The sequence below is a fragment of the uncultured Nostoc sp. genome (assembly GCF_937863485.1).
Lineage (GTDB): Bacteria > Cyanobacteriota > Cyanobacteriia > Cyanobacteriales > Nostocaceae > Nostoc.
In genome coordinates this window covers 1-15,457 of the sequence record NZ_CALMFY010000016.1, presented here as the reverse complement: position 1 = coordinate 15,457, position 15,457 = coordinate 1, and the positions used below count along the sequence as shown (strand labels likewise).

Annotated in this window: 13 protein-coding genes and 1 pseudogene; 9 read left to right on the top strand and 5 right to left on the bottom strand. The window is 42.8% G+C overall.

Going from position 1 to position 15,457, the window contains the following annotated elements:
* Positions 1–141: 141 nt before the first annotated feature.
* Positions 142–957, bottom strand: coding sequence for a hypothetical protein (locus Q0541_RS02540; RefSeq protein ID WP_298905118.1), 816 nt, complete (start codon positions 955–957; stop codon positions 142–144).
* An 824-nt stretch (positions 958–1,781) separates the two neighbouring features.
* On the opposite strand from Q0541_RS02540, the gene Q0541_RS02535 reads away from it, so the two are divergent.
* Positions 1,782–2,966, top strand: coding sequence for an LLM class flavin-dependent oxidoreductase (locus Q0541_RS02535; protein ID WP_298905115.1), 1,185 nt, complete (start codon positions 1,782–1,784; stop codon positions 2,964–2,966).
* Between the two features lie 239 nt (positions 2,967–3,205).
* Here Q0541_RS02535 and Q0541_RS02530 read toward each other — a convergent pair whose 3' ends face one another.
* Both Q0541_RS02530 and nifE read right to left on the bottom strand, forming a co-directional pair.
* Positions 3,206–4,024, bottom strand: coding sequence for a class I SAM-dependent methyltransferase (locus Q0541_RS02530; RefSeq protein ID WP_298905112.1), 819 nt, complete (start codon positions 4,022–4,024; stop codon positions 3,206–3,208).
* A 744-nt stretch (positions 4,025–4,768) separates the two neighbouring features.
* A pseudogene (nifE, locus tag Q0541_RS02525) lies at positions 4,769–6,058 on the bottom strand (nitrogenase iron-molybdenum cofactor biosynthesis protein NifE); the annotation flags it as partial.
* A 3-nt stretch (positions 6,059–6,061) separates the two neighbouring features.
* On the opposite strand from nifE, the gene Q0541_RS02520 reads away from it, so the two are divergent.
* Positions 6,062–6,805, top strand: coding sequence for an ABC transporter substrate-binding protein (locus tag Q0541_RS02520; protein WP_298905121.1), 744 nt, complete (start codon positions 6,062–6,064; stop codon positions 6,803–6,805).
* On the opposite strand, the gene Q0541_RS02515 is transcribed toward Q0541_RS02520, so the two are convergent.
* Positions 6,789–8,177, bottom strand: coding sequence for an amidase (locus Q0541_RS02515; protein WP_298905109.1), 1,389 nt, complete (start codon positions 8,175–8,177; stop codon positions 6,789–6,791). The genes Q0541_RS02520 and Q0541_RS02515 overlap by 17 nt on opposite strands.
* 47 nt (positions 8,178–8,224) lie before the next feature.
* Positions 8,225–9,529, bottom strand: a complete 1,305-nt coding sequence (locus Q0541_RS02510; RefSeq protein ID WP_298905106.1) for an MFS transporter — start codon at positions 9,527–9,529, stop codon at positions 8,225–8,227.
* A gap of 267 nt (positions 9,530–9,796) precedes the next feature.
* On the opposite strand from Q0541_RS02510, the gene Q0541_RS02505 reads away from it, so the two are divergent.
* From Q0541_RS02505 to Q0541_RS02475, 7 genes are all read left to right on the top strand, one after another.
* The gene (locus Q0541_RS02505) at positions 9,797–10,765 is read left to right on the top strand and encodes a TauD/TfdA family dioxygenase (RefSeq protein WP_298905103.1); all 969 of its coding nucleotides are present in this window, start codon (positions 9,797–9,799) and stop codon (positions 10,763–10,765) included.
* A 261-nt stretch (positions 10,766–11,026) separates the two neighbouring features.
* The gene (locus Q0541_RS02500) at positions 11,027–11,203 is read left to right on the top strand and encodes a hypothetical protein (RefSeq protein WP_298905100.1); all 177 of its coding nucleotides are present in this window, start codon (positions 11,027–11,029) and stop codon (positions 11,201–11,203) included.
* 73 nt (positions 11,204–11,276) lie between these two features.
* The gene (locus Q0541_RS02495) at positions 11,277–12,164 is read left to right on the top strand and encodes a MetQ/NlpA family ABC transporter substrate-binding protein (protein ID WP_298905097.1); all 888 of its coding nucleotides are present in this window, start codon (positions 11,277–11,279) and stop codon (positions 12,162–12,164) included.
* A gap of 31 nt (positions 12,165–12,195) precedes the next feature.
* Complete coding sequence (locus Q0541_RS02490) at positions 12,196–13,086, top strand: MetQ/NlpA family ABC transporter substrate-binding protein (RefSeq protein WP_298905094.1); 891 nt, start codon at positions 12,196–12,198, stop codon at positions 13,084–13,086.
* A 127-nt stretch (positions 13,087–13,213) separates the two neighbouring features.
* Entirely contained in the window at positions 13,214–14,452 is a 1,239-nt protein-coding gene (locus Q0541_RS02485) for an acyl-CoA dehydrogenase family protein (protein WP_298905091.1), read from the top strand.
* Positions 14,453–14,572: 120 nt separating this feature from the next.
* Positions 14,573–14,854 (top strand): hypothetical protein, encoded by a 282-nt coding sequence (locus Q0541_RS02480; RefSeq protein ID WP_298905088.1) that lies wholly within the window; start codon positions 14,573–14,575, stop codon positions 14,852–14,854.
* Positions 14,788–15,426, top strand: coding sequence for an NtaA/DmoA family FMN-dependent monooxygenase (locus Q0541_RS02475; protein ID WP_298905086.1), 639 nt, complete (start codon positions 14,788–14,790; stop codon positions 15,424–15,426). The genes Q0541_RS02480 and Q0541_RS02475 overlap by 67 nt, the downstream gene beginning before the upstream one ends.
* Positions 15,427–15,457 lie beyond the last annotated feature (31 nt).

Genomic DNA, 15,457 nt, shown 5'->3' with positions numbered 1-15,457 from the left:
ATTAGCGATCGCACCTTTTTTGTCCAACCTCACAAAATCGCGTTGCTCCCTTTCAAACTCTACACTCCAAGTTCGAGTCAAAGTTGCAGTCATAATCGTTTCCTTGAGGTATTGTGTATTGTGATAACTCTTACCCAATTTTTAATCTTTAATGCTTACGAGTTTGGGCAGCTTGGAAACTGGAATATCTAAGAAGTAAGACAGTACCTCTTGCCGCCAAGTATCGTAAATTACATCCGTTCCCTCAACTTGAATACCAAGGGCACGACGGCTAATTTTTTCATGCTCTTTGAGATAGGGATTCCGACGGCGTTGCACTTCTTCGTCTGCTTCTATTACCTGTGCTGCTAACTCAGCTTTTTCAGTTGATGAGGTTTGGTCAAATTTACGTAGCCACCACTCTGCAACGCCCGCACGGTGAAATGTTTCGTCCGGGATAATTCTCGCTGTAGCAAAGCCTGTCGATTCTGGATCGTACAGCCGTGACAAACGCCGATTTAATGAGCCAATCGCAACAATATGATGTTCATAGTGCAGCTCGAAGGCTAAAAAGCCTAGCCAGCCACGTAGTGGCACATCTCCCATAAAGTCCCAGTGTTTTTGCACTTGCTTTTGGATATCCTCAATGGGATCGTGACCAAATAATGCCTCTACACGCCGACGAGTATTTTCTGCGTGTGCGCCATCATCACCCAATTGCCGACTTAAAAATAGCTGCAATTCCGGATCAGGAATTTTATCAATGACATTGGCAACAACTTGAACAATAAATAGGTCATGGGCTGCACCACCAATCCGAAAGTGGTAGAAATTTTCTAGTTCTTCTGCTGTGGCGATCGCTTTTGGCTCCTGCAACCGCTTTTTTGGAATATGAGGAGCGTGTTTATCAATTAACCTATCAACGGTTTCATTTTCAAATTCAATTGTCCAAGCTGGACGAGCTATGCTAGCAGTCATATTTTGCTCCTATGTGTCGTAATTCGTGAGGGAGTTGCCGTCTTGAACTGGCAAATTCCCGTTAGCGAGTCTTGCCTACGGCACGCTGGCGCGAACGAGCGTCACCTGGAGGGTAATTAAGATGCGTCAGAGATGAACTTGCTTTCAGGCTTTCAATCTGTTGCCGGATTTTAGAGAATTGGTGTGAATTGTTCACTTGTGTTGAGCAGAGCCGATTAATTTGCCAATCTGAAATTTTTAGTCACTGAGAAACTCTTATTAAGTTGCAATCCCGCGTCTGTTGCTGGGGTTTATGATGTGTTGTGCTATTAAATTTGTCATTAATCTGCACCTTTGCTGTAACTAAAAAAGATTTTTAGCTCGTGAGTAGCTAACATGCCGAAGTTTGAAAGAATTGGTTATCACGTCGCAGTTGCCGTCAACGGGAATCCAAATCCTGTAACTTTGCTCAGACATAGCTTTTAAGAACCTTTGTAATCAGCGCTGAAAGTTTGCTTGGCAGTAAATTTTTAATTTTTTAAGCAATAAAATACGGTAAACTGGTCGACATACCGTATTTTATAAAATGATATTTGCATATATGAGCAGAAAAAACAAGGGGCTATATTACTCAAGCTTGCTTTTTCAGATGAACAGCGCACATTCCAATATTTGTAGGATGAAATTTACCCTCTGCACCTCTGCTCAAGAGCTGCACGGCAGTTGACGGTAATCGCTACAACGGAGGAAAACCCTAGAGCAGTGCTGGACTTACCGCACTGCCTCCTATTTATATCAATCTGAAAGTTAAACGGTATAACCGCTTTATATACACAATTTGAACAATGATCCTTAGCCACCGCCCTGGTTCAATTGTCGGTTGCGATCGCTTTGCAGCTCCGACAGATTTTGCCCAAAGCCCCCTCTCTCAAGCATTGAAACAGCCTGTATTGTTGGGGTTGTTTCTGCCAATCCAGGCAGGCGGTTGGAGTGCCTCCACACTACCACGCACTACCGACTGGAGCTTTGAATACAATAAAGCTCTTGTGCTCCACGCTGAGGCGCTGGGCTTTGACTTGGTGTTTGCGCTGTCACAGTGGCTACCCAAAGGTGGTTATGGCGGTGTGTTCAACGGTCAAGCGCTAGACTCTTTCGTGACCACAGCTGCACTCACGAGCCTGACACAAAAGATTATGCTGATCTCTACCATCCATGTGTTATACGGGCCAATTCATCCATTGCACTTAGCCAAGTACGGCGCAACGTTAGACCATATATCAGAGGGTCGTTGGGGCATCAACGTTGTGACTGGACATCGCGCTGTTGAACACGAGATGTTTGGTTGGAAACGCATTGAACACGATCATCGCTATGAAATTGCCGCCGAGTTCATCGAAGTGCTGCAACGCCTGTGGGGTGACGATGAGAACTTCTCATTTGAGGGCAAGTCTTCATGGAAGCTCAGTGGTGCTTACGTTACACCTAAACCGAAATACGGTCGTCCAGTGCTAGTTAATGCTACTGGCTCAGACGCTGGTATCTCCTTCGCTGCACGCTACTCTGATATTGTGTTTATCACCAGCCCAGGGGGTTCTGACTTCGCTAGTGCCATCGAAGTGCTACCCACACATACCCAAAGAGTAAAGCAGGCTGCACGCGACATTGGCCGCGAAGTCCAAACACTCCTCAACCCGATGGTAATTAGCCGCGAAACCGAGCGCGAAACTTGGGCTTACCACGATGCTATAGTCGCCCACGCCGACCTAGCTGCTCCTTTGGGTTTTAGTAGATTCGATAGCGACGCGCACGCTTGGAAGGGTCGCGTGGGTAATGATCCACCCAAGCGCCGAGCTATTGGTGGTAATATCGAGGTCATCGGTACGCCACAGCAGGTAGTCGACCAGTTTGTACAGTTGAAAAAGGCTGGTGTTAACGGTCTGCAATTGAGCTTTTATGATTTTAAGGAAGACCTAGAATTTTTTGGCGATCGCATCCTACCTCTGATGAAACAGGCGGGTCTCAGGTTATAAATCCGAATGTTTGAAAGTTGAGGACAGTTATGATTCCTTTATTACTTATTGTTTAAAAAACCTGTAACAATACCTATTTAGCAATCCCAAGTTTTTAATAGCTAGGCTTGTTCAACATGGTTGGGTATCCTGTTTTTAACCACCGTTTTCTTATGGCTTATCTCTTGAAGTGCTTCCTCGCCTCCTGTTTCATACAACTTCTTAAACCTAAGGTTTACAATTTTTAGGAATAAAAGCTATCACACCTTCTCAGCAATAAAGATCATCTCTTTGCAAACCGAGATCGGTTCTTTGTCGTAAGAACCATACTCTTCCTTCACCCTAAACCCTGCTGTTTTCAGAAGCAGGAGAACTTGAGGGTAAGTATAAAAACTCATATTCAATGCTGAACGTTCTTCATTGATAAGCTGCTCACCACGATATGAACGGAAGATGAACTCTCCTTCAAAGAACTGGTTCAGCTTATCAACCGACTTACGAAGAAATGATCTACTCACGGTAATAGAAGCATCTTGAGGATCAACCCATTCAAGTTCTACCTTCTCAACACCGACTTCATCCAAAAGTTGAAAGTTTGGGTAGAACACATTGAATGCCAGCTTTCCACCCGATTTAAGATGCGCACTGAAGCATCTAAATGCAGCAAGCTGATCATTAACGGTAAAAAGGTGCTGTAATGGTCTGAACGGAACAGTAATAAGACGGTAAGTTTTATCGAGTGCAAAGTTTCGCATATCTCCGTGGTATAGCAAGACACGATCTTGAAGTTCTTCAGGTTCAGACTTCAGCTTGTTTCTTAAAATACCTAAAAGGTCAGGAGAAAAATCCAATCCATCTATTCTTACACCCGATCTGGCAGTCGGTAGCAAAATGCGACCGGTTCCACAGGCAACTTCAAGCGTATCGCCGTTTACCGATTTAGCTACATCCACGTAAAATGGAATATCTTTGAGACGAGTATCGGCAGCGTATGCAGCATCATAATGACGTGCCGTCGTTCCGTAGTATTCGTGTTCCACTTTTCCAGTTGGTATTTTTGCTGTTTCTAAAATGCCCATAGGGAATTAAGATAGCATGATACTGGAACTTACTCTACTCACGAGATTTTTTTAGATGCGAAAAACCAATATGATACTTGATCTCCTCAATCGCACTTTGCAATGTGCGAATATTAATCGCATGGGTATAGGTTGTCATCGTCTCTGATTTGCCCTTTTCGTGTCCCAATATCTGATTAATCACCCGTTCATAGAAATTTTCAGTTTTGGAGTTTTCAAACCCCGTTGCGACGCTATGACGGAAGGAGTAAAACCCTTTTAACGTGAGTTCGATGTAATTATGAGGTTAAGTAAAGTATATAGTTGACTGAAAATATTGAGAAAAACTACTCTCCCTTTTTGTGCAATTGATTATAGAAATCATAAGGAGAGTACGACAAATGTTACTAGAACACGTGTTGATAAGTAGTTTTGTAAGGATAGATGATTTATTGTCAAAGCGTTAAAGAGTATCCGATTAGGCATAGACTGATTGAGGATCTAGGTATGAAGAGGAAACGAGAGCGGTCATTTAGTCTTTCGACCTCTGAGGTATGCATTATACTAGTTGGTTTTCATGGGCTTTAGGTGTTTTAAGTGGTACTATAATACCTTAACGAGCAAGAGAGAGTACCAGAATTTATTTCCTAGTTTACAACTTTTGTAGGGTGCGTTAACGAAGTAACGCACCATCTTGATCTCATTGGCGGTGCGTTGCGCTTCGCCATAACGCACCCTACTAAATTTAGTAGAAGAAAGTTGCGCCTATAGCTGATAGCTGATTTTTTCATCCCAAGGGGCAGGTTTGCTGATTTGCTCCCATATAGGACTATACAAGGTTTCATGCAGTTCGCGTGCCAGTTCCACCAATCCCGCATAACCAGCATAAGCATGGTGACGTTCATGGTTAATGTCTAAAAAAGGAATTTGCGCTTTGAGTGCAGTATATTTATTGCCAGCCCCAGTAATCAATACATCAGCTTTTGTTTGCTTTAATACCTTTAATAATGCCTGGGGAGTTGTGTCAGACAAAACCATTCCATCTTCACCAAGATATTGTTTAATTTTAGCTTTCTCCTCTTCTGTTGTTTTGCCATCTGTAGCTGCAATAACTTCCATTCCCAAGTCTTGGGCTGCTAAGATAAGTGACCAACTTTTCACACCACCAGTAGAAAGAATAATCCGCTTACCTTTTAAATCACAAAGGTAAGGAGCTAAAGCAATATCTAGAGCAGCAGTTTCCTGGGCAATTAACTTTTCTGTGCGTTCTTGCAGCTCATAGGTAACAAAACTATCTCCTAAAGATGCGCTTAATTTTGCCGCAACATTCCGCAAGCACTGGTTTAAGTTGGTTGCACCATAGAAAGATTCTTCAATATAAGGAATTCCATAGCGTTGCGCCATAGTTTGTGCCATTTCTATAGCTACGTTTGAGCAAAGCACTACATTTAATTTGGCACGATGAGCATAGCAAACTTCTTGATAACGAGCATCACCTGTAATTTTGGAAAGAACGCGAATCCCCATTTTTTGGAATAATGGTAATATATTCCACGTTTCACCTGCAACATTATAGTCACCAACAATATTAATATCGAATGGTGTGGTAAATTCTGGTTCTGCTGTACCGATGACATAATTCAATAAAGTTTCATTACCAATGCGATTCCCTAAATTTTTACTACCAAGAAATCCAGGCGCATTTACATACACAACCGGAATATTAATTTTTTGTGTAGCTAGTTTACAGACACTATCAATATCATCACCAATCAAAGCAGCCACACAAGTAGCGTAAACGAAAATAGCGGCAGGATGATAGCGTTGAGCAACATCCACAATAGCTTTGTACAGTTTCTTTTCTCCACCAAAAACGATATTCCCCTCACTTAAGTTAGTAGTGAAAGCAGTTTGGTATAATTGGGAGCCTGATGAGAAACTGCCATGAGTTGCCCAAGGATTGTGAGTACAAGAAACAGCACCATGTACTAAATGAACAGCGTTAGTAATAGCTCCGACAGAAACCATCGCTCCATCAAAAGGACAATTTCCTTGAGTTTGGCAGAAGCGCTATCTGCTAACGCTCTCGATTTGGGTTTAGGTGGGACACCAGTAGCCGCGATCGCTTCTGGCCAACCCATTCGCGTAATTGCCTTAGTTGAGCGTAGCCCAAAAACCCACGCTCTGTTAGTTCTGCCTAACTCACCCATCAAAACAATTGCTGACTTAAAAGGTAAAAAACTCGGCAACCCATCAGGAAAGAGCTACTATTTTGCTGGAAAAGTTCTAGAACGCGCTGGTTTGAAAGACACTGATATTGAATGGGTACAAATTGAAAATGATGCAGGTAGAGCCGCATTGTTATCAGGAGCGATCGATGTTTGGGGAACATGGGACCCATTTTATGCAAGTGCTGAAGTTGCCAAGGAAGTAGTACCCTTAGTTGATGGAGAAGGATACCAATTAAATTATGTAGCTTTATTTGGGCGCATAGATTACATAGAAAAAAACCCAGAGGTTGTGCAGAAGTTTTTACAAGCCTATAAGCAAGCACTAACTTGGGCAAAAGATAACCGTCAAGCAGCAGTCAATATTCTGGTCAAAGAAAACAAGTTATCACCAGAAGCAGCTAGCTTAACTTTAGGTCGTCGAAACTTAATATTTGAATCTCCAAATGATGAGTATCGCCAAGAGTTGATTAACCAGTCCCAATTATTTGCTCGTCTTGGACTGATTAAACAACAGCCAAATTGGGATAAAGCGATTGATACAACATTGGTTAAAACTATCGCGGCTTCTTGAACGGCGAAACGGTTTCGTAAGCTTTAGCTGCTTGCAATACTAGTAAATCTTTATATTTTGCAGCCACAATTTGTATACCTACTGGCAAAGCATTTTTAGTAAAGCCGCAAGGTACAGAAGCAGCAGGTTGTTGTGTCAGATTAAAAGGATAAGAAAAAGGCGACCAATCTCGTTGGGGATGATTAATATATGATTGAGGTCTGTTTTGTCCGACAGGAAAAGCAACTATAGGTAAGGTAGGAGTAATTAGTAAATCATAGTTTTCGTGAAAGCGTTGCATATGCCTTCCTAAAGCTTCACGAGCATCTTGGGCGCTGAGATATTCTGCTAAAGTAATGCGATCGCCTTCTTTGGCAGTAGCTTGTAAGCCTTCTTCAATCACAGCTTGTTGTTCTGGACTAAAACCACGCAGTAGCTTGGCTGCACCCGCTTGCCAGAAGGTTTGGAAAATACTGCGAGGATTGGCAAAACCAGGATCGACTTCTTCAATAACAGCACCAAGTTTAGCAAACACATCCACTGCGGCTTTTACTAAGGCGGCTACTTCTGGATCAACATTGGCATATCCAAAGTTGGCACTGTAAGCAATTCGCAGTCCGGCTACCCCCTGATTTAAATCAACAGTATAGTCCTGTTGAGCATTTGGTAAAGCATACCAATCACGGATATCAGGATGGGCAATGACATTTAACGTGATGGCTGCATCGGTGACGGTGCGAACAAGAACGCCAATATGAAACAGAGTTCCAGTATGGGGTGACGGATAGCCAGCCACACGTCCAAAAGTCGGTTTAAATCCAAACACTCCTGTTAACGCTGCTGGTGTTCTTGATGAGCCGCCGCCATCTGTACCGAGATGAAGTGTACCCATTCCCAATGCAGCAGCGACAGCAGCCCCACCGCTACTACCTCCAGGGGTTAGTTCTGTATTCCAAGGATTGCGGGTGATACCAGTCAGAGAACTATCGGTGACACCCTTCCAACCAAATTCCGAGGTTGTGGTTTTTCCAAGTAATACTGCTCCCTGTTCGCGTAGCCGGGCTACCGCAGGTGCATCTTCTTCCCAAGGTTGATTGGCGATAATCGCTTTACTCCCTCGGCGTGTTGGTAAACCTTTAGTTAACAGTAAATCTTTAGCAGTAAAGGGTATCCCATCCACCAAGCCAAAGGGATTACCATTTAACCATCGCACTTCTGAAGCATAGGCTTGGGCAAGAGCGGTCTTTTCATCAACGATTGCAAAAGCATTAACTGAGCTATTGTAAGTATTAATTCGTTCTAAGGCAGCTTTTGTGACTTCAACTGGTGACAACTGGCGATCGCAGTACAGCGATAACAGTTGAGAAGCTGATAAATCGGTAATTTCTGACATAATTTTAGGTTTTATCTACTGCTTGCCTGTAAGAAAGTCTTTTTCGACTAATTTAACTTTTCCAAAGAGAAGCGACTTTTTTCGCCAGCGATCCAACGGCCCACTCCAGGCAATTGTGCAGAGAACCATAGCGCACCTAAGATAATCAGACTACCACAGACAATCAAGGCATTAGTAGCACCAAAATTATGTGCTAAAGTTCCAGCTAATAGATTGCCAAAGGGCGTTGTACCCACCATTGCTAAGGCATAAAAACTCATTACCCGTCCACGCTTATCTTCGGCAACTAGGGTTTGGATAATCATATTACAACTCGTAATTTCAAGGATGGTAAAGCAGCCTACAAACACCAGTATGATTATTGACAGCCCAACTTGACGCGATAGTGAGAAGGAGATCAGACTCATCCCGATTAAAACTTGAGCGATTACAATCAAACGGTCTAAGCCCACAATCCCTCGTCTGACACTCAGATACAAACAAGCAAACAACGAGCCAATCGGCGCTGAAGTACTGAGGTGAGCCATCGTAGTTGCATCCCCATTTAAAATCTTAGCTGCGAAAATAGGCATGAGCGCGATATGAGACATTCCGATTGAACCCTGTAATGCCAGTATTAATAAAATTGCTCTAATCGGCTGGAATTTGGAGACATATTCAAAGCCCTCCCGCAATTTCTGCAAAGTATCGCTAAGATTCGTAAAGGTCTGCGTGGGTCTGACTCGAAGCCGCATTGCTAGCAGGGTAAAGATGGCAGGGATATAGCTGAGGGTATCGTAGAGAAAACAATATTTTACCCCTAGCGTCGCAATCAAAATCCCACCCATAGCCGGCCCCAATACCAGAGATGAACTTAACATCACCGAATTCAAAGCGATCGCATTACCCCAATCAGCGCGATCGTCTACGGTTTCGGTAACGATTGTATGGCGCACGGGCATATCTAATCCCTTAAGCAAACCATTGAGAACACTCAGTACCAATAAGACAGGAAACGTAATCCAATTGGTAAAGGTCAGAATCGTTAACGCCAAGGAAACGTTAATTCCCAATATCTGCACCACCATTAATAAATCACGACGACTCCAGCGATCGGACAATACGCCCGAAAAGGGAATCAGTAATAACGTAGGTAAAAATTGTACAAACCCTGCAACTCCCAACAACCAAGCCGATTGAGTCAAATCGTATACCAGCCAAGGAATAGTTAACTGCTGGGTCATAAATGTCCCAGACATTGATAGTAACTGTCCCCCAAAAAATAGACGAAAATTTCGCCAGCGCAAGGCAGGAAAATATTGGTACGTGATATTACTGATGCTTTTACCTAATGGTCTATTCCAAATTTTCATGAGGAAAATTTAATTATGCTTTGCTAATAATTAGATTGGCTAATAATTTTTGAATCATCACGTAGTTTACCACTGCTGATCTGCAAAAGCGAAGAAATTGCTATTTAGCAACTATATACTACGTTAAATCTATCGGAATAGTGTATGATATTTTCAGTTATGCTCCCTGCATGGGAATATTGCTAGCAAATATTGGGTATCGGCAAATTCCCAAGAAAATAGGTGAGTGTGAACACCTCCCGACAGATCAAACTCTGGAGAATCCTAATGGGCTACAAACATATAGAAGTTAAACAAGTAGCTGGTTTCATCGGTGCGGAAATCGGCAGTGTAGACCTTTCCCGTCCTCTTTCTGACGATCAAGTTCAAGAAATTCGCAAAGCACTATTAAAGTGGAAAGTTATATTCTTTCGTAATCAGAACATCGATCATGCTGCCCAGGTCGAGTTCACATCTCGTTTTGGCGAAGTGACTTTCGCCCATCCTCTGGGAGAGCCTGAACCAGTTCCTGGATTTCCCCAGATCAAACCTGTAGACCGTAAGCTCTATGAACGGCAGTATGGTTTTCGTACTGGCGGCCCCTGGCACACAGATGTAACTGCGGCCATTAACCCACCAGCTGCGTCAGTTTTACGCGCAGTTAATGTCCCTAGTTTTGGTGGTGACACCCAATGGAGTAATCTCGTTGCCGCTTATGAGGGACTCTCAGCACCCCTGCGGACACTAGCAGATACATTAAAAGCGGAACATAGTTTCAATGGAAGGCAATATGAAACCCGTGACAACAAATTTGCTGATCGCATTGCTGTTAATCCCCTAGTTTCTATTCACCCAGTTGTCAGAGTTCATCCTGAAACTGGTGAACGTGCTTTGTTCGTTAACCCTGGCTTTGTCTCTCGCATTGTTGATGTCTCACCACAAGAGAGCAAGCTGTTACTAGAGTTGTTCTTTAACCAAGTCACTAAACCTGCTTATACCACCCGCTTCCGTTGGAACAACGGTGATATTGCCTTCTGGGACAATCGTGCCACCGTGCATTTGGCTCCTCAAGATTTGGATCATTTAGATATCGAACGTCTTCTCTATCGCACCACCATCACAGGTGATGTTCCAGTAGGGGTTAATGGTTACCGTTCAGAAGTGGTTCATGGTGAAGCCTTCAGCGCAGAAGTACCAAGCGTCTTCAAGCAAAAAACTGAGTCTAAGGAAGTACAAGCAGTACTTTCATCAAACTGAGTTCTGAGCCATAAGTGCTGAGTAAATTCAAAACTACTCAGTATTTATGCACACAGATATTAACCCTTGTAGAGCAACAAGCAGTAAACCAAAAAGTTTTCCGAAGGGCGATGCCTACGGTGGTCACTGAGCGCAGCTATAAAGCCTGCGGCATAGCTACGCTTAGGGCGCAGCCTAAGAAGAGAAGTGCGGGCTACACCTACGCTAATAAATATCTACGTAGATTTAAGTTTTATATACTACTAATTATGTAATTCTGAAATGTTTCAAAACAATGAAATAATCAGTATCAAACGTAACCCTATCTTCTTGACAGGAGTGGATGATCGCTATTTTCTCCTAGCAATTGGAACTGCGGAAGATATTTTAAAGTTTATTCAAAAAGAACTAGCCCCTAATCAGGGTTTCAAGATTCAGATTTTTATTAATACCAACTAAAAAGACTCATTCTTTCCTGTATTTTAATACTAATTAAAAAGTTAGAAATAATTATTAATACAAGGCTATTTAGATGAACAGAAAACGCAACTCGATTATTTTAAATGGTGTGAATCGTCGCTATTTTATTTTAGTAACCAGTTCAGCGATCGCTTCTATTGTCGTTGCTAGTTGTACATCTAGCCAGAATTCCTCAAGCAGTACACCAACAAGTCAAAATGTATCAGCTTTACAACAGACCAGCACGATCAAAATTGGAGTTTGGTCTATAATCGCTGAAGATATCCTCAAATTCATTCAAAAAGACCTAGCTTCCAGTCAAGGTTTAGATATTCAAATCATCAAATTTAGCGATTGGGTGCAAGTGAATAACGCACTCAAAAGTGGTGAAATTGATGCCAACTATTTTCAGCATCGGCTGTTTATGGAAGATTCTGCTAAACGGCTAAAGCTGAATCTCGTGATGCTAAATCAGACTTATTTGACACCAGTAGGTATTTATTCTAAAAAATTTAAATCACTCAATGAAGTTCCCAATGGTGCAACAACCGCTATTCAGAATGACGCTAGTAATCAGGATCGTACTTTAAAGTTTTTGCAAGCTAAAAAGTTAATCAAGCTAAAAGAGACATCAGAGAATTTATTCACTGTTAAAGATATTGTAGAAAATCCCAAAAATCTGCAATTCAAAGAATTAAAAGGTCCGGTCATTGTTAGAGGACTAGATGATGTAGATTTGGGTGCATTTTTAGGAAGTTTGCTAATCCAAGCAAAACAGCTTGATTTACGCCCCCTTGCCCAAGAAACAACTACTGATAAAAGATATGCTCTCGGTTTGGTGACATTGCAAGGTAAAGAAAATGACCCCAGAATTCAAAAGCTGAATCAACTGATTGTCAATCCAAAGGTGAAAGACTTCATTAAAAATACGTACAAAAATGCAGTGTTAGCAGTGTTTTAAACAAGAAAATTATCGACTAGGAGTAAAATACATGACACGTTTAACAAATATAAACCGTCGATATTTTATCATGGCATCAGCGAGTGCGATTGCATCTATTCTCTTTGCTAGTTGTACACCCAGGCAGAATTCATCAACGAGTCAATCAGCTAGTCAAGTAACTAGTCAACCAGTCAGCCAATCAACTAAAACAGCACTACTCAAAGTCGGATCTCGAAACAACGTCAGTGAAGATATTTTAAAGTTCGTTCAAAAAGAAATAGCTCCCAGTCAGGGCTTTGATTTTGAGATTGTAACAATCGCTGATTCAGTGAAGATTAATGATGCCCTTAAAAATAAGGAAATTGATGCTAACCTTTTCCAGCATGAACTATTTATGAAGCAAGCCGCTAAAAGACTCAATGCGAATTTTGTCATGCTAAATCGCAGTTACACTACCGTATTCGCACTCTACTCAAAACGACTAAAAATCAAATCAGTTGATGAAATTCCTGTAGGGGCGACCATCGGTATTTCTAATGATGACAGTAATCAAGATCGCGCCTTGAAATTCCTCAAACACCTTGGACTAATCAATCTCAAAGAAAAATCAGGTGAGTATTTCACTGTCCAAGATGTTATAGCTCATCCTAAAAAGCTTCAAATTAAGGAATTAGATAATTATGCTCTTGCTAGAGGGTTGGATGATCTTGATTTAGCTGTGGCATATTCATCCTTCCTTCTCCAAGCAAAAATAGATCTCGTCCCTATTGCGTTAGATGATATTGGGATTGCCGACAAAAAATATGCAACAGGCTTGGCAACTTTACCTGAAAAAGTTAATAACCCCAATATCCAAAAACTCAATGAATTAATTGTCGATCCTAAATTGAAGGATTTTATCAATACTAAATACAAAGGTACAGTTGTGCCCTCATTCTAAACTATAGCAATCCTATTTGAGTTGTGATTTTCGTTAAGGCTGTCATACCTAATTTTTTTAATGTAGACACGAGGATTATTCCGCGTTTTCCTGCTCCTTTTACCGTTATATATTTAGAGAACAAATAATGACCCAAATTGTAGAAAAAGTTGCAGATAACACAATCAAGTTTTCGGCTCCTGTAACGCCCAACTCGTCAGAACTGCAAAAACTTTTCGATTTTATTGCTTTAGGAGCAAGTGATCGCGATCGCGATCGCATCCTACCCTATGATGTCATCGACCTGATCCGCCAATCCCGCTTAGGAGCCTTGCGAATCCCCGTTGCCGAAGGTGGCGCTGGTAGTACTGCACGGGAACTGTTCGATGTCGTAATTCGGTTGGGGGATGCTGACCCCAACGTTGCCCACATTATGCGGAATCATTTCTCCATCAGCGAGCGGCTTTTGCGTGCTGAACGCAGTGAGCGGAATCGTCGCTGGCTCAAAGCTGTCGCCGATGGTGCGATTATTGGACTTGCCTTAACCGAACTGGAGGTCAAACGAGCAGGTAGCGGCGCAGTGGCAAATACGAAATTAACACCCGATGGCGACGGCTATCGTTTGAATGGCACGAAGTATTACAGCACTGGTAGCCTTTATGCAGACTTAATTTCCGTGCGGGTGCTAACACCCGATGATACAACTGCAACCGTGATCTTGCCAACCAAACGCGAGGGAATTGACCTTGTAGACGACTGGGACGGCTTCGGGCAAAAGCTGACTGGTACAGGAACAACTATATTCACTAATGTCCGTGTTGAAGCAGATGAAGTGATTTTGGAGACAGATACAGACCAAGACAAGCTACCTTACAATATCGTGCCTCAATTAGTTCTGACTGCCATCAACGCCGGAATTATTCGCAGTGTGCTACGCGATGCCACAACGCTGATTCATAAACGTCCCAGAACTTTCTACCATGCAGTAGCCGAGCAAGCAGCAGATGATCCGCTATTACAGCAAACCGTTGGTCAGCTTGCCGCCAATGCTTTTGCTGCTGAAGCAGTTGTGTTAGCTGCCGCCGATGGTCTTGATCACCTTGTTGTTGCCAAAGCCCAAGGTGAGGAGGCTGAATTAGCAGTAGCTTTAGCAACTTCTCTGAGTGCAGCTAAGGCAAAATTAATTGTCGATGACCTGGCACTAAAATCAGCCACCTTGTTATTTGAAGTGGGTGGGGCTTCCACAACCAAGAAAAGCTCTAATTTAGATCGCCATTGGCGCAACGCCCGCACCTTAGCATCTCATAATCCAGGTCACTTTAAAGCTCGTGCGATCGGGGACTACGAGATTAACGGTACACCACTGCCCATACGAGGATTTTTTTAGAAAAAGCAGAGTGCGATCGCACAGAGTGCCCGCCTTGTCCTATCGGACACGCTTCTCTACGAGACGCTTCGCGAACGCGAACGGCGATCGCACCTGTATTTAAACAGGGAGATGAGCAAGATGAGCGTAAAGCACAAAAGAATTCGTACAACAGTGATGAACCGCCGATATTTTCTTATAGGAACAGGGACGGCGATCGCCTCCACTGTCATCGCTAGTTGTACACAAAATCAGAATTCATCTCAAAAAATCAGCACTGTCAAAGTGGGAATTACCCAGTTAGTCCCGGAAGATATTCTGAAGTTTGTGCAAAAAGAGTTAGCACCCAATCAAATTTGTTTACACCGCCTGAGTCAGGCCCAGCGATCGGGTTTGATCCTACCGTCTTACTTGCTGCTTTAGCATCAGTCACAGAACACATTGGTTTAATTGGTACAGCATCTACTTCATTTGAAGAACCATACAATATTGCCCGTCGCTTTGGTTCTCTGGATCATCTGAGTAAGGGGCGAGTGGGTTGGAATGTAGTCACCACTCGTAACGCTAACGCAGCTAAGAACTATAGTGAAGCACCGCATTTACCTAAGCCATTACGTTATGAAAGAGCCGCAGAATTCGTCGAAGTCGTGCGGAAATTATGGGATAGTTGGGACGATGATGCACTCATAGGCGAACAACTTAGCGGACGTTTTGCCGATCCCCAACGGATTTATGCAATTAACCATCATGGCAAACACTTTCATGTTGATGGCCCGCTTAATCTCCCTCGTTCTCCTCAAGGACAGCCGATATTATTTCAAGCTGGTGGATCGCCTGGGGGTCTAGAATTAGCCGCTCGTTATGCAGATGGGGTCTTTGCATCACTTTTATCATTTCCTGATGCAATTGAGTTTACTAAGGATCTCAGGCGGCGGACAGTTAAACATGGACGACCTGCTGACGCAATTAAGGTAGGGAGCAACGCGATTTTGTGAGGTTGGGTGAAAAAGGTGCGATCGCTAAAAT

What these genes read in the sequence shown, in the direction of transcription:
- Q0541_RS02515 (WP_298905109.1), bottom strand. Translation starts at nt 8,177, where the DNA reads ATGTCAGAAATTACCGATTTATCAGCTTCTCAACTGTTATCGCTGTAC.
- Q0541_RS02505 (WP_298905103.1), top strand. Translation starts at nt 9,797, where the DNA reads ATGGGCTACAAACATATAGAAGTTAAACAAGTAGCTGGTTTCATCGGT.
- Q0541_RS02540 (WP_298905118.1), bottom strand. Translation starts at nt 957, where the DNA reads ATGACTGCTAGCATAGCTCGTCCAGCTTGGACAATTGAATTTGAAAAT.
- Q0541_RS02490 (WP_298905094.1), top strand. Translation starts at nt 12,196, where the DNA reads ATGACACGTTTAACAAATATAAACCGTCGATATTTTATCATGGCATCA.
- Q0541_RS02480 (WP_298905088.1), top strand. Translation starts at nt 14,573, where the DNA reads ATGAGCGTAAAGCACAAAAGAATTCGTACAACAGTGATGAACCGCCGA.
- Q0541_RS02510 (WP_298905106.1), bottom strand. Translation starts at nt 9,529, where the DNA reads ATGAAAATTTGGAATAGACCATTAGGTAAAAGCATCAGTAATATCACG.
- Q0541_RS02530 (WP_298905112.1), bottom strand. Translation starts at nt 4,024, where the DNA reads ATGGGCATTTTAGAAACAGCAAAAATACCAACTGGAAAAGTGGAACAC.
- Q0541_RS02485 (WP_298905091.1), top strand. Translation starts at nt 13,214, where the DNA reads ATGACCCAAATTGTAGAAAAAGTTGCAGATAACACAATCAAGTTTTCG.
- Q0541_RS02500 (WP_298905100.1), top strand. Translation starts at nt 11,027, where the DNA reads ATGTTTCAAAACAATGAAATAATCAGTATCAAACGTAACCCTATCTTC.
- Q0541_RS02535 (WP_298905115.1), top strand. Translation starts at nt 1,782, where the DNA reads ATGATCCTTAGCCACCGCCCTGGTTCAATTGTCGGTTGCGATCGCTTT.
- Q0541_RS02495 (WP_298905097.1), top strand. Translation starts at nt 11,277, where the DNA reads ATGAACAGAAAACGCAACTCGATTATTTTAAATGGTGTGAATCGTCGC.